The sequence below is a fragment of the Sinorhizobium terangae genome (assembly GCF_029714365.1).
Classification (GTDB): domain Bacteria; phylum Pseudomonadota; class Alphaproteobacteria; order Rhizobiales; family Rhizobiaceae; genus Sinorhizobium; species Sinorhizobium terangae.
This window is the reverse complement of sequence record NZ_CP121659.1, coordinates 2,811,675-2,825,660: the sequence shown is the minus strand read 5'-3', so window position 1 is coordinate 2,825,660 and position 13,986 is coordinate 2,811,675. Positions and strand designations below refer to the sequence as shown.

At 61.9% G+C, this 13,986-nt stretch carries 14 protein-coding genes; 4 read left to right on the top strand and 10 right to left on the bottom strand.

All coding sequences use genetic code 11. From position 1 onward, the window contains the following. Positions 1-60: 60 nt before the first annotated feature. From QA637_RS13485 to QA637_RS13470, 4 genes are all read right to left on the bottom strand, one after another. The gene (locus tag QA637_RS13485) at positions 61-759 is read right to left on the bottom strand and encodes a YdcF family protein (RefSeq protein WP_153441623.1); all 699 of its coding nucleotides are present in this window, start codon (positions 757-759) and stop codon (positions 61-63) included. A 194-nt stretch (positions 760-953) separates the two neighbouring features. Then, a complete protein-coding gene (locus QA637_RS13480) occupies positions 954-1,958 on the bottom strand; it encodes a cell division protein FtsX (protein WP_153441592.1) in 1,005 nt (334 codons plus the stop codon). Beyond that, entirely contained in the window at positions 1,951-2,574 is a 624-nt protein-coding gene (gene ftsE / locus QA637_RS13475) for a cell division ATP-binding protein FtsE (protein ID WP_234887029.1), read from the bottom strand. The genes QA637_RS13480 and ftsE overlap by 8 nt, the downstream gene beginning before the upstream one ends. A gap of 22 nt (positions 2,575-2,596) precedes the next feature. After that, positions 2,597-2,806: a hypothetical protein gene (locus QA637_RS13470; protein ID WP_167528350.1), complete on the bottom strand. Its 210-nt coding sequence runs from the start codon at positions 2,804-2,806 to the stop codon at positions 2,597-2,599. A gap of 234 nt (positions 2,807-3,040) precedes the next feature. Here QA637_RS13470 and QA637_RS13465 point away from each other — a divergent pair, with 234 nt between their 5' ends. The 3 genes from QA637_RS13465 (at position 3,041) to QA637_RS13455 (ending at position 4,971) form a co-directional block, all read left to right on the top strand. Then, positions 3,041-3,673: a hypothetical protein gene (locus tag QA637_RS13465; RefSeq protein ID WP_153441594.1), complete on the top strand. Its 633-nt coding sequence runs from the start codon at positions 3,041-3,043 to the stop codon at positions 3,671-3,673. A gap of 68 nt (positions 3,674-3,741) precedes the next feature. Next, the gene (gene hpt, locus QA637_RS13460; protein ID WP_153441595.1) at positions 3,742-4,287 is read left to right on the top strand and encodes a hypoxanthine phosphoribosyltransferase; all 546 of its coding nucleotides are present in this window, start codon (positions 3,742-3,744) and stop codon (positions 4,285-4,287) included. A 324-nt stretch (positions 4,288-4,611) separates the two neighbouring features. Continuing rightward, positions 4,612-4,971 (top strand): response regulator, encoded by a 360-nt coding sequence (locus tag QA637_RS13455; RefSeq protein WP_136508849.1) that lies wholly within the window; start codon positions 4,612-4,614, stop codon positions 4,969-4,971. 89 nt (positions 4,972-5,060) lie between these two features. Here the strand turns inward: QA637_RS13455 and QA637_RS13450 are convergent, their stop codons facing one another. The 4 genes from QA637_RS13450 to argH all read right to left on the bottom strand — a co-directional run bounded on the left by QA637_RS13450 (position 5,061) and on the right by argH (position 11,008). Continuing rightward, entirely contained in the window at positions 5,061-7,688 is a 2,628-nt protein-coding gene (locus QA637_RS13450) for a TIGR02302 family protein (protein ID WP_153441596.1), read from the bottom strand. Between the two features lie 248 nt (positions 7,689-7,936). Next, entirely contained in the window at positions 7,937-9,205 is a 1,269-nt protein-coding gene (lysA, locus tag QA637_RS13445) for a diaminopimelate decarboxylase (RefSeq protein WP_184108570.1), read from the bottom strand. A gap of 15 nt (positions 9,206-9,220) precedes the next feature. Further along, positions 9,221-9,412 carry an LPS translocon maturation chaperone LptM gene (lptM, locus tag QA637_RS13440; RefSeq protein ID WP_153441597.1) on the bottom strand — a complete coding sequence of 64 codons (192 nt, stop codon included), beginning with the start codon at positions 9,410-9,412 and terminating at the stop codon, positions 9,221-9,223. A gap of 192 nt (positions 9,413-9,604) precedes the next feature. After that, positions 9,605-11,008 carry an argininosuccinate lyase gene (gene argH, locus QA637_RS13435; RefSeq protein ID WP_153441598.1) on the bottom strand — a complete coding sequence of 468 codons (1,404 nt, stop codon included), beginning with the start codon at positions 11,006-11,008 and terminating at the stop codon, positions 9,605-9,607. A gap of 25 nt (positions 11,009-11,033) precedes the next feature. On the opposite strand from argH, the gene tlpA reads away from it, so the two are divergent. Next, positions 11,034-11,729, top strand: coding sequence for a thiol:disulfide interchange protein TlpA (tlpA, locus tag QA637_RS13430; protein WP_153441599.1), 696 nt, complete (start codon positions 11,034-11,036; stop codon positions 11,727-11,729). Between the two features lie 230 nt (positions 11,730-11,959). Here tlpA and QA637_RS13425 read toward each other — a convergent pair whose 3' ends face one another. Both QA637_RS13425 and QA637_RS13420 read right to left on the bottom strand, forming a co-directional pair. Beyond that, the gene (locus QA637_RS13425; protein WP_153441600.1) at positions 11,960-12,832 is read right to left on the bottom strand and encodes a 3-hydroxybutyryl-CoA dehydrogenase; all 873 of its coding nucleotides are present in this window, start codon (positions 12,830-12,832) and stop codon (positions 11,960-11,962) included. Positions 12,833-12,989: 157 nt separating this feature from the next. Then, a complete protein-coding gene (locus tag QA637_RS13420; protein WP_153441601.1) occupies positions 12,990-13,919 on the bottom strand; it encodes an electron transfer flavoprotein subunit alpha/FixB family protein in 930 nt (309 codons plus the stop codon). Positions 13,920-13,986 lie beyond the last annotated feature (67 nt).

Below are 13,986 nucleotides of genomic sequence, written 5' to 3'. Positions count from 1 at the left end.
AAAACCGCCGCGACGGCTCGGCACGCGTTTACCAGCGCAAAGTCGTCGTGGCACTCGGCGCTATTCTTCGGCCGGGGTCGCCCGAGACGAAAGTACCCTGAGGCCATTCGTCGGACGTGCGCCCATCATGTCGAGCATGGAGGCGACGGAATATTTGCCATATTCGAGCAGGATGGCCTTCAGCACGCGCGGGTTACGCAGCCAGTTGGTCGTCTTCAGATCGGAATTGACGACCGGATAGGCGATGAACTCCGTGTCGGGCTTGGCGCGGCGCAACTCCAGAAGGCTGCGCGGCATATGGTAATTGTTGGTGACGACGAGCACGGTCTTGTAGCCGCGATTGCGGATCCACTGCGCAGCCTCGGTGGCGTTGCCGATCGTGTCGATTGCTTCATGCCCGATGTCGACGCAGCACTTGAAGAGATCGGCCGAACTCTGCGTGTTACGGCGTATCTGGGTGCCCGTCGTCGCCGGATGGACGCCTGAGATCAGCAGCCGCTTGCCTGATCCTGACTTCAGAAGATCCACCGCCTGATCGATCCGCTGGAAGCCGCCCGTCAGGACGACGATCGCGTCGGCCCTCGGATGAGCCGGCGGCTGCAGTGAGGCGACGGTGTCCGCAAACTGCAGGAAGCCGGCGATGAAAACGGCAAGGAAGAGAAGCAGCACGAAAAATGTCCGGCGCAGGATTTTGCGCAGCAGGCTGCGGGACCGGCGGCGGCGCACGGCTCTCTCCCGCCAACTGCCCCTCCCGGCCATTTCGCTCTCGCCCAATTCTCGCACCATCATGATTCTCTTCACTTACAGCGCCGCGCGTCCAATCGCACGCAAAGGTCGCTGTAGCACTTTGAATTGCTGCATGATTTTTTCCCTAAATCGATTCCGATTTGGGAATCATCCAGTAGCCGCAGAATGCGGCAGGGAATAGATGGAGTGAACGCGGTTCATGGCTGTCAGCTTTGAAAGGTGTCCGTCCGGCCAGGATCCGACCGGATGAGATCTATTTCGTAGATCGTTCGCATGACTGTAAGGCGCGCCGTCAGAGTCGTCAGCAGGGCGATGACGATTATGATCGCGAATATGCCAAGATAACCGGCGTAACCGATGGCAAATCGGCCAAACAGGGCGGTAGCCTGGTCCGACTCGGGGGTGGCAAGCGTCTGCGACTGCCAGAAACTGGCCAGGGCGAAGGAAAGCGCAGCCAGCAGGCCGCCGGTCCCGGCGCCTTTCAGGCTGATCCGCAGGAAGTGCTTCTGGAACTCGGAGGCCACGAAACCCGCCTCCGCACCGACGAAATGCAGCACCTCGACAATGTGACGGTTGCCGGACAAGGCACCGCGGGTCGCGAAGACGACGGTGAGCACCATGGCCGAGAAAACCAGCGCGAGGACGCCGCTCCCGATCATCGCAGTGGTATTGGCCATAGCCACAAGACGGTCGACCCAGGTGCGGTGATCATCGAGAAAGGCCTGCGGAATCGTTTCCGTCAGCGCCTTGCGCATGGCGGCGAAGTCGGGCGGGTTGTTCTCGTCGATGGTAATGACGATCAGTCGCGGCACAGGCAGTTCGTCGAGATCGAGACCCTCGCCGAGCCACGGCTCGAGGAGCCGTGCCGTAGCGGCCCGATCGATGATGTTCCCGCCGGTCGTGCCGCTGAAGGTCAGCGCCAGGTCGCGCGCGTCGGCGAGCGCCTTTTCCATGTCGAGATTGTCGTCAGGCTTGATCTGGATGGTGATTTCCCGCGAGATCTGGGACTGCCAGCTTTGCGCCGTCGCCCGTACCATGCTGACCCCGCCGAGCGTCAGGCAGGCGAGGAAGGACATGATCGCGATGACGCACATCAGCGCGTGACCGGAAACATTGGCCGAAGGCACGATCGGACCGGTCGGGCGCACGCGCATTTCGGTGCGGCGCGGCTGCTGTTCGGGTTCGCGGCGGGGGACGCTGTTCTCATTCATAGATGTCGAGCCGCCCCTGTGACAGGATCATGCGCCGGGCTTCGACCTGATCCATCAAGGACAGGTCGTGGGTGGCGATCACCACCGCCGTTCCGAGCCGGTTGAGCTCGAGGAAGAGGTTCAGCAAGCGGCGCGCCATCGGCGGATCGACGTTACCCGTCGGCTCGTCGGCGAGCAGGATCTCCGGCCGGTCGATCAGAGCCCGGGCGATCGCCGCGCGTTGTTTCTCGCCACCCGAAAGCACCGGCGGCAGCACGTTGATACGCTCGCCGAGGCCGACCCATTTTAGAAGTTCGAGCACGTCCGCGCGATAGCTTGCCTCCTCCTTGCCCCGCACTCTGAGTGGCAGGGCGACGTTCTCGTAGGTTGTCAGATGGTCAAGCAGGCGGAAGTCCTGAAAGACGATGCCGACGCGCCGGCGCAGCATCGGGAATTCGTCTCTCGGGATGGAGGATATGTTGCGATCGAACATGCGGATCAACCCGCGTGTCGGCTGCAGCGACAGGAAGAGCAACCGCAGCAGGGTCGTCTTGCCGGCGCCCGACGGTCCGGTGAGAAACTGAAACGACCGGCGTGGGATGTCGAATGTCAGGTCCCGGAGGATTTCCGGTCCCATGCCATAGCGCAATCCGACGTTCTCAAAGTGAATCAATGGGCCAGCCCAGTTTCTCGTCACGACCTTCGACATCCGCCGCCAAGCCGATCGTCCGCGCAGAGGACAGCAATTCCGCCAGAGTAAAATCCGTGTGCGGCACGGCGGTTAACTTTCCATGAAAAGGCGTCGCTTTCACGGCTTCTTTCCGAAACATTAACCATTTCGGTTTACGTGTCGTCAGGATTTGATGCAATGCCCTGTTTCTTGCACAGGCCGGTTACAGGCATTGCCCGCAAGCTCCGCTCAAGGCTGCCGCCGGTCGCGCTGCCGTACGGTGCCGCACGTTGCTTCGGGAGGAGCGACGGAGCGATCCAAAGCGGGTCGCATTCAAACGGCCTTATGCGACGCGCTTTAGTTCTTTGTTTTCATGCATGTCGTTGTCCAAAACCGCTGCACACTTTTGGGCGACATGCATCAGGGGGAACCCATGCAGGCATTTCGCTCAAGAACGACCGCCCACGTCGATCTGCTTCCGCCGGAACGGGAGGCGCGTCCGAGTGGCGCCACAGCCAGAATGCTCGATTATGTCGACGCCGAATTCGAGACTATTGCCACCACCGCGCGGCCCAGCCCTTATCCGGTCTTCAACGTCAACCGGAAAGCCGCGCTCGCCAGGCGCGGAAAGCCCACTCGGCAGGTTTTGACGATCGTCGAGGCCAGGTTGCGCGGCATGCCGGCCCGCCAATTCGCCGGGCTGGTCAGCGGGTTGGGCCTCGGGGTGTTCCTTCTGATCGCAGGCCTTTTCAGCGAAGGACAGGCGGACACCCAACCTCTGTCGATCGGAGGCGTCAGGGCATCGTTCGACTATGCCGGTGGCATGCAGGTGCTTTCGGTCTACGGAAGCATAGACAACCGCTCCGGCACGGAACAACGTCTGCCGCTTGTCGTGGTCGATGTCAGGAGCAACGGGCACAAGGTGACGGCAACGCGGTTGATGCCCGACGGTGCGTCGATTGCACCCGGCGAGAGTCGTCATTTCGCTGCCCGCCTTCCCTACGCGGGCGGAAAAATGCCGGACGTCACGGTTTCTTTCGCCGAAAACAGTGTTTCTCGGCTCTGATTGTGCTAAGCGGCGCTTGAAAGGAAGCCACTCCCTGTCTTCCGCAATGAAGTGCTGGAGAGTCCCGCATGCCCGTCGTCCGCGGCAAGAATATCGAAGTCCTGTACAGCGCCGAGACGATCGCTGCCCGCAATCACGAACTGGCGGATGCGATCGTTCGTGGGCCCCACAAGGATCTGCTGGTCATTTCGATATTGAAAGGCTCGTTCATTTTTGCGGCCGATCTCATCCGCGCCATGCATGACGCCGGTCTCGCGCCGGAGGTCGAATTCATCACGCTATCGAGCTACGGCACGGGAACCGAATCCAAGGGCGTGAAGATAACCAAGGATATCGATAGCGACGTGCACGGTCGCGATGTCCTGCTGATCGATGACATTCTCGAATCCGGCGGGACGTTGCGTTTCGCCAAGGACCTGCTTTTGGAGCGCGGCGCGCGAAATGTCACGATCGCCGTCCTTTTGGACAAGCGGATGAAGCGTCGGGTCGATCTGGAGGCCGATTACGTCGGCTTCGAATGTCCGGACCATTTCGTCGTCGGTTACGGCATGGACGTCGCCTACGCCTTCCGCGAACTGCCATTCGTCGGCGTCGTCACGGGTGATGCTGAGTGATACCTGCAGCGGCGCGCGTCTAGTTAGACGCGCATAGGTCGCTGTTTGATTTTCTACATGACTTTGTCCTTGGATCGGGACCGGCCCAAGGTGTGATGCGCCGCCTTTTCTGAAAATCGACGCTGCGGCGTTTACCGAAAGCAAACGAAAAGCTGGTTGTTTGGAGGGGCGTCACGGCTTCGGCATGTCGAAGCGTGGCGTCGGCATATGCTCGAAATCGGCAGCGGTTTCAGAAGGCATGATGCTCGAGTTCAACGAGATGAGCGTCCTTTGTAAGTCCAAGGGACGCATGGCGCTCAATGGGAGCGAAGACGGGAGGCCATGATGGCGAGAATCCTGATTACCGAGGATGAGGATGCCTTGCGCTCATTTGTGGCGCGCGCATTGCGACTCGATGGACATGAAACTGTCGAGGCGGGCGATGGAGCCGACGGCCTCGCCTGCCTGCAAAGCCAGGCCTTTGATCTGCTCTTGTCCGATATCCGCATGCCGGTGATGGACGGCATCGAATTGGCGCATCAGGCCTCCGCCGCGTTTCCCGCGCTCAAGATCCTGCTCATGACCGGCTATGCGGAACAGCGCGAACGCGCGGACGATCTCTCGGGCAAGGTTGTCGATGTCATTTCCAAGCCGTTCTCGCTGCCCGATATTCGCAAGGCAGTCGCCCTGGCGCTCGTCGCCTGACAGCCATTTCCGATTTAGGGCCGTCGCCGCTTGCCGGCGATGGCCGGTCACATGCATCCTTCTATACCACCGAAGGAATTATGCGGCGGTCAGCGCATATCGAGCAGGCGTTCGAGATATTGCCGCTCGGCCTCCGGAGACAGGCTGTCGCCGAGCTTGCGGCGGATCGCGTCGAGGATTTCGCGGGCGCGCTGGGTATCGATTTCGTCCGGAACCTTGACCTGGTCGCCGAAGTCAGGGCCGACATTCTGCTGACGACGGCCGAGCGGGTCCCGTCCATTCTGACCGTATTGGGGAACGCCCTGTCCGGGACCCTGCTGCCCTTGGGCCTGCATCTGGTTCATCATGTCCTGTGCGCCTTCGCGCAAGGCCTGCAACGCCCGGCCCTGACTGCCGACAGCCTGTTCGCCCTCGCCCTCGCCAAGCGCGTCGGCCGCTCCCTTCATCTCGCGCTGTGCTTGGCCGAAGCCCTTGCCGGGCTTAACGCCAAGCTGCTCGAGGCCTTTCTGCAGTTCCCCGAGCTGCTTGCCAAGCCCTTCCTGCTGCTGCCGCAGTTGCTTCAAGGCTTCCTTCAACTGTTCGGCAGTCTTGTCGTCGAGCGGGTTGGGCTTGCCGTTGGGATCGCTTTGCTGCCCGGGATCCTGCGGCATGTCCTGACCGAAAAGCTCGTTGTCTTCGCCCTGTAGCGGATCGCCACGTTGCATCCGGTCGCGGAGCGCCTGGTCAAGTTTGAAGGTCTCGTCCATCAACTGTTGCTGCTGCTGCATCAACTGACCGAGCTTGTCCATCTGCTGGCGCATCGCGTCGTTCTGCTCGCCCATCTGCTGCATGCGCCCGGCCTGCAGGTTGTTCATCATTCTCTGCAGTTCAGACAGGAGTTGGCGCGCCTCGTCGCGCGAGCCGGACCGGGCCAGATTTTCAATCTGGTCCATCATCTTTTGCAGGTCTTGCTGGCGCAGCACGTTGTTCTGGTTGGGGTTGATCGCCATGCGCGGGTTTTTTGCGGCTTGCTCGGCAAGTTGCTGCATGTATTCCTGCATCGCCTGGCGCAATTCCTGCATCAGCTTGGCGATTTCCTCGTCGGACGCATTGCGGTCGAGTGCATCGGAAAGCTTCTGCTGAGCGTCGCGCAGCCTCCGTTCGGCGAGCGACAGGTCGCCGTCCTCGATGCCGAGGGCAATCTCCCAGAGATGATCAGCCGCGTCCCTGAGCATGTCGTCGTTGCGCGCGAGCGCCATGCGCGTGCGTGCCGACTGGATCAGCAGGAAATGCGTAAGGTTCGGGATCGTCTCCTCCGCGTAGAGCGTCAGTGCGTCGTTGAGATCGATCGCGCGTGGCAGGTCGTTGACGTTAAGCGCGAAGACCTGCCTTTGCTCGGCAACGGCAGCAGCGAGCGGTTCGAAGAACTGGCGTGCCGGAAGGATGATGTCCTGCGGCACGCTTCGGCCTTCTTGACCGGCGGCATCGCGGGCGACCAGGGTGATGCGCACACGCTTTCCGGCGAGCGGATCCTCGCTAAGGTTCCGGCTCGTGGTCCCCTTGGCCTCGCGGGCATTGCGGCGCGGCAGGTCGAGGCGATACTCGGGCGGGGGGTAAAGCGACCGGGCGCCGGGCGGCTCGTCCAACGGCTTGATTTCAGCCCAGGCCTGCGAGATGCCGTAGTCGTCATGCCCAAGGAAACTTATTTCGAGCGACGCATTCGCGGTCGGGCGCGGGGGCCCATCGAAAGCGATGTCGGGGACGCTGTCCGGCGTGATCTTGAAGTTCCAGCTTTGCCCGCCGACTGAAAGCGTTCCGTCCTTGGTTATCTTGTAGAGATGGTTGCGGACGTCATTCCGCGCCTGCACCGCTTCCTGCGGTTCCGTCTTTGGTTCCGACTTCGCTTTGTCCGCGGCAGCGGGAATGACCACCGGTCCGGTTCCAGCGGTTTCGGCATAGCTCACGCGTGTCTCCGGTCCGGCACCGGTTATCCTGACCGTCAAATCGCTGAACTGCGGCACGGTGATGAGGGCTTTGTCAGGAGCCGGAGCCTGCTCTTGAGCTGAAGCCGTGTCATGCCGGCCGGTCAGGAAAATCGGTGCCCGGCCCGTGTAGGCCGGCGGCGTCACCCAGGCGTCGATGCGGATGTCCGCCGCCACAGCCGTCTGCTGGGGCAGTCGGAAAGCGTCCGTTACCAACCCCGCGCGGTTCGAATAGGAATAGGCAAATGCAAGGCAGGCGAGCAACACGGGGACCGCTCTCAGTGCCCAGGGGTCGTGCCGCGCGATATCGGGACGCGGAAGGCCGGTGTCCAATGCACGGACCAGTTTGGCCATGCGCACCTGGTGCTCGCGCCACAGCGCCGCCCCGAATGCTCCCTCTGTTGCCGGCGTGTCGTCCTGGACGCGGATCGCCTGATGGGGCAGCTCGTTGCGGTCTTCAAGCATCCGGTCGGCATCAGTGTTTTCCGGCCAGCGGACCCGGGTCAGCGGCAGGAGCGAGAAGAACAATCCTGCGAGGAAGACGAGAAGGATTGCGGCGTGCAGCCACAACGGCGCGACGCGGAAGAAACCGAGCCAGCCTGCGGAGAGGAACAGGAGAACGATCGACGCAGGCAACAGCGCGCGGGGCAGAACCTGCTCCGCGAAAAGGACCAAGCGGGCGAAAAACCTCTTTGTCGCCAGCATCCTGGCGAAGGGCTTCGGTTGTGGCGTGTCATCCCGCCGGAATTGCGTCATCCGCCCAAGTTCCCTTTCGGTCGCTCATGGTCGTTCTTCTGCATGTATGCTCAAATCCCAGCCGATCAAGGATAAAACATGCAGCAATTCAAAGTGCTACAGCGTTCTTGCGTGTCTGAACAGACGCACGGCGCGTAGTGATCCTTGCAACGCAGGATAACACCGTTTGTGGCGAAGACGAGGGCGACAACAAATCGTGATCGCCGCACGGCCCTGCGACATCCTGGCCAGAAGCCGAACGATGCGGCTCAGTCGAGCCAGTCCGGCACCGAGTCGAGGCCGATCAGGCGGTCATAGTCCTGGCGTGGGCGCACGACGTGGAAGCGGTCGCCCTTGACGAGCACTTCCGGCACGAGCAGGCGGCTGTTGTAGGTTCCCGACTGCACCGCTCCGTAAGCACCGGCCGAGCCGATTGCGAACAGATCGCCCGGTTTCGGCATCGCCATCTCGCGATCGAGCGCCAGGTAGTCACCGGTTTCGCAAACAGGGCCAACCACGTCGGCCTTGATGCGCGGTGCATTGGCGGCGGAAATCTTCACCGGCCGGATTTCGTGATATGCCTCGTAGAGGGTCGGGCGGATCAGGTCGTTCATCGCGCCGTCGACGATGACGAAGGTCTTGTCGCCGCCATCCTTCACGTAGATCACTTCGGTAACAAGAATGCCGGCGTTGCCGACGATCAGCCGACCGGGTTCGGTGACGATGCGGCAGTTGAGGCCCTTGAGCTGGTTCTTGACGATGTCTGCATAGGCATCGGGCAACGGCGGCGGATTGTTGTCGTCCCTGTAGGGAATGCCGAGACCTCCGCCGATATCGACGTGGTCGATCGCATGGCCATCCGACCTGAGGGTATCGACGAGTTCGCGCAGCAGCTTGAAGGCATCGTCGAACGGCTGCAACTCGGTGATCTGGCTGCCGATATGCATGTCGATGCCGGTGACCTTGATGCCAGGCAGGGTGGCGGCGTGGGCATAGACGCTGCGCGCCCGCTCCCAGGAAATACCGAACTTGTTCTCCTTCTTGCCGGTCGAAATCTTCGCATGCGTGCGGGCATCAACGTCCGGATTGATGCGGAAGGAAACATGCGCCTGCTTGCCGGCCCGTAGTGCCCGTTGGTTCAGGACCTCCAGCTCCGGCTCGGATTCGACATTAAAGCAATAGATGCCCGCCTCGATCGCGAAGTCCATCTCGCGCGCCGTCTTGCCGACGCCGGAAAACATGATCCGGTCCGCCGGCACCCCGGCGGCAAGCGCGCGACGGAGTTCACCCTCGGAAACCACATCAACCCCCGCGCCAAGCCGGGCCAGCGTCTTCAGCACGGCCTGGTTCGAATTGGCCTTCATCGCGTAGCAGACCATGGCATCAACATCGGCAAAGGCTTGCGCGAAGACCCGGTAATGGCGTTCCAGCGTTGCGGTGGAATAGCAATAGAAGGGTGTTCCGACGGCTCTTGCGATGTCCGTTACGGGGACGTCTTCGGCATAAAGAATTCCGTCGCGGTATTGGAAATGGTTCACGGGGCTTTGCTCGGTTCAGAGGAGGGGATCAAGCAGGAAGGGCCGGTCCTCTACCGTATCCTTCTCTTCGACGGTTCCCGCCGGCGCTTTGGTGTTGAGCGTGGTGGCGCCCGGTCGGTCGAGATCGCCCTTACGCCCACAACCGATGAGAACCAGCCCGGAGATAGCGAGCACAAGCGCAAGCCGGGCTGACTTCGTCAATGTCATCGTCATTATCCTTTGCCGAAACGGGAGCCGAGTGAGTTGGAGCGGGCGGGTCTTTCTCTCCCGCTCTGGTGCGATGTCTTATCGATTTTTCAGGGCCTTGTGCACCCTCTTTCTGCGCTGCCCAACGCATGGCGCACACAATGGCAGCGCGGCGACACGCTTTCGGTCTTTGCTTGCATGCACGTCGTTGTCCTAGTTGCGGGCCCGCCACCAGGCGATCTGCTTGCGCACTTCGGCAGGCGCGGTGCCACCGAAGCTGGTGCGGCTCGCGACCGAGGCCTCGACGGTCAGTACGTCGAAGACCTTCTCGGTGATCGCCGGATTGATCGACTGCAAGTCGGCGAGCGACAGATCGGCGAGGTCGCAGCCCTTCTGTTCGGCAAGCGCCACGGCGCGGCCGGTTACATGGTGAGCGTCGCGGAAGGGCAGACCTGCTTCCCGGACCAGCCAGTCGGCAAGGTCGGTCGCGGTCGAATAGCCGGAGCCGGCGGCAGCTTTCATTCGATCGGCGCGCACGGTCATGTCGCGCACCATGCCGGTCATCGCGGCGATTGCCAGTTCGAGGCTTTCGGCGGCGTCGAAGACTTGCTCCTTGTCCTCCTGCATGTCCTTCGAATAGGCGAGGGGCAGGCCCTTCATCACGGTCAGCAGTGCAATCAGCGAGCCGTTGATGCGGCCCGTCTTGGCGCGCACGAGCTCGGCCGCGTCGGGGTTCTTCTTCTGCGGCATGATCGACGAGCCGGTCGAGAACGCGTCCGACAGACGGATGAAGCCGAATTGCGGCGTCGACCAGATGACGATCTCTTCGGCAAGGCGCGACAGGTGGGTCGCCGCGATCGAGGCGATCGAAAGGAACTCCAGTGCGAAGTCGCGATCGGAGACGGTGTCGATCGAATTGCGGGTCGGCTCGCGGAAGCCAAGCGCCTTTGCCGTCATGTGCCGGTCGATCGGAAAGCCCGTGCCCGCCAGGGCCGCAGCGCCGATCGGGCTTTCATCCATGTGCTCGATCGCATGGCGGACGCGCGAGCGGTCGCGGCCGAACATTTCGACATAGGCCATGCAATGATGGCCGAAGGTGACCGGCTGCGCCGTTTGCAGGTGCGTGAAGCCCGGCATGACCGTGTCGGCATGCTCTTCGGCGCGATCCAGGAAGGCGGCGATCAGCGCGGTCAGTGCCTTTTCGGTTTTTTGCAGTTCTTCCTTGACCCACAGGCGGAAGTCGAGCGCGACCTGGTCGTTGCGCGAGCGTGCCGTGTGCAGCCGGCCGGCAGCGGGCCCGATCAGGGTCGCCAGCCGCGCCTCGACATTCATGTGAATGTCTTCCAGGCGCCGCGAGAACTCGAACGCACCGCTTTCGATCTCTGACAGGATCGTGTTAAGCCCGTGAACGATCTTGTCTTTGTCTTCGGCAGAAATGATGCCTTGATGCGCCAGCATGGTCGCATGCGCTATTGAGCCGCGGATGTCCTGTGCGTAGAGCTTCTTGTCGAAGCCGATCGAGGCGTTTATCTCCTCCATGATCGCATCCGGGCCAGAGGCAAAGCGCCCGCCCCACATCTGGTTGGAGGATTTCGTCTCGGAACTGCCGTCAGCCATGAGGATGCCCGCCTTGGAGAATGAAATGCCAGACCAGAAAAAAAATCCCCTGGCCGTCCGTTTGATCGCGCTCGCCGCCCTTTTCGGCGTAATCGTCGGCGCGGCTGCGGTATACGTGAAGGAGACGGGGTCTGGCAATGCCACAGGATCCGGCGACCGCGTGGCGACGCAAACGGCTGATGGCGGGAGCTGCCCGCAAATCAAGGAAAAAGTCGCCTCGCTGACCCCGTTCATGAAGGGCCAGGTCGCCGCCATGACGCCGGCGGACGACCCGCGTCCGATCCGTGATCTCAATTTTAACGGCCCCGATGGCAAACCGCTGACGCTTGCCGCCTTTGCCGGCAAGACCGTCCTCGTCAACCTTTGGGCGACCTGGTGCGTGCCCTGCCGGGAAGAGATGCCGGCGCTGAACGGACTGCAGAAAGCGCTCGGTGGCGACCGCTTCTCGGTCGTCGCGATCAACATCGATGCCGGCGACGACGAAAAGCCGAAGGCCTTCCTCGATGAGATCGGGGTTCACGAACTCGGCTACTACCGGGATGCATCGATGGGCGTGTTTAATACGCTCAAGAAGGAGGGCCTCGCCTTCGGTCTTCCTGCGACACTGCTTCTCGACGAGAAGGGCTGCCTGATCGGATCGATGAACGGTCCGGCCGCCTGGGACAGCGAAGATGCGAAGAGGCTTATCCAGGCGGCGCTGAAGTCGCCTGCGGGCACTTGAGATTAGCGCTTCAAAGCGCGCTGCATCGACGGAGTCGCACCGGACTACCCCCTCTGGCCTGCCGGCCATCTCCCCCACAAGGGGGCAGAAAACAAGCGGCTTCGCCTCGCTACGTTCGCTACGCTGCCGCAAGCAGAATGCTTCGCTGGGAGTGACGGGCGGGCCGCATCTATTCTCCCCCCTTGTGGGGGAGATGGCCGGCAGGCCAGAGGCATGTGGACCAAAAAGGCTCAGCGCGTCGGAATCGGAACGTCGCCGCGATAGTCGTAGAAGCCGCGGCCGGATTTGCGGCCGAGCCAGCCAGCCTCGACATATTTGACCAGCAGCGGACAGGGGCGGTACTTCGAATCGGCCAAGCCGTCATGCAGCACCTGCATGATCGAGAGGCAGGTGTCGAGGCCGATGAAGTCGGCCAGCTGCAGCGGTCCCATAGGATGGTTTGCACCGAGTTTCATCGCCGTATCGATGGCATCCACGGTGCCGACGCCCTCGTAGAGGGTGTAGATCGCCTCGTTGATCATCGGCAGCAGGATGCGGTTGACGATGAAGGCGGGGAAATCCTCGGCGACGGTGACGGTCTTGTCGAGATGAGCAACGAACTCCTTCGCCGTCTTGAAGGTCTCTTCATCGGTCGCAATGCCGCGCACCAGTTCCACCAGCTTCATCACCGGAACCGGGTTCATGAAATGGATGCCCATGAAATGTTCCGGCCGGTCGGTCGCGGATGCAAGCCGCGTGATCGACAGCGAAGAGGTGTTGGTTGCGAGAATCGCCTCCGGCTTCATGATCGGGCAAACCTGGCCGTAGATCTTGCGCTTGACGGTTTCGTCTTCCGTCACCGCCTCAATGACGAGGTCGGCCTGCGAGAGATCATTGATGTCGGCGGAGCCCTTGATCAGGGAAAGCGCCTTCTTGCGGTCCTCGTCGGTCATCTTGCCGGAGGAGACCTGACGGGCGAGATTGCCGTTGATGGTCGCAAGCCCGGCCTCGATGCGGTCCGCAGCGAGATCATAGAGCTGCACCTTGTATCCGGCGGCTGCCGAAACGTGGGCAATGCCGCAGCCCATCTGACCAGCGCCAATGATTCCGACCGTCTTGATCATCGAAGCGAACATCCATCCTCAAGAGACTTTCCGCAGCTTTGCAGCCGCAGAAACAAAAATACCGGGCCGATGGCGCCGGCCCGGTACGATTGTTAATGCCAAGTCCGCGCTTTTTCCAGCCTTTTTCATGCCGGAAGCAAACGGGATTTACGCATGGTTACAGCGCCTTTTCGAGTTCCGGCAGAACATCGAAGAGGTCGGCGACGAGGCCGTAGTCGGCGACCTGGAAGATCGGCGCTTCCTCGTCCTTGTTGATCGCGACGATCACCTTGGAATCCTTCATGCCGGCGAGATGCTGGATGGCACCGGAGATGCCGCAGGCGATGTAGAGGTCGGGGGCGACCACCTTGCCGGTCTGGCCGACCTGCCAGTCGTTCGGGGCATAACCGGCATCGACGGCGGCACGCGAGGCGCCGACGGCGGCACCGAGCTTGTCGGCAACCGGCAGGATCACTTCCTTGAACTTTTCCGACGAGCCGAGCGCCCGGCCGCCGGAGATGATGATCTTCGCCGAGGTCAGTTCCGGCCGGTCCGACGACGACAGCGCATCGGCAACATGGCTCGAAAGACCGGGATTGGCGGCGGCCGAGACCGTCTCGATCGCGGCCGAGCCGCCTGCCGGCGCCGAGGCGAAGGCGGCGGTGCGCACGGTGATCACCTTTTTCGCTTCGCTCGTCTGCACCGTCTGGATGGCATTGCCGGCATAGATCGGCCGCTTGAACGTGTCACTGGACACCACCTCGATGATCTCCGACACCTGGGCGACGTCGAGCAGCGCGGCAACCCGCGGCATGACGTTCTTGCCGACCGAGGTGGCGGCGGCAACAATGGTGTCGTGGCCGCCGGCAAGCGAGACGATTGTGGCGGCGAGCGGCTCGGCGAGACTGTTGGCGAGGCTAGCGTCGTCGGCGACGAGCACCTTGGCAACACCGGCAAGCTTCGCCGCCTGTTCGGCGACCGCCTTGGCGCCCGAACCGGCAACGAGAATGTGAACGTCGCCGCCGATCTTCGTTGCCGCCGTCAGCGCCTTGGCGGTCTGGTCGGAAAGATTGGCATTGTCGTGGTCAGCCAGAAGCAGAATGGCCATGGTGAGATCTCCCTTTCGGTTTGAGCTCAACGATCGGTTCCCGATCGGAGCTTCTAGATTCTGAAGT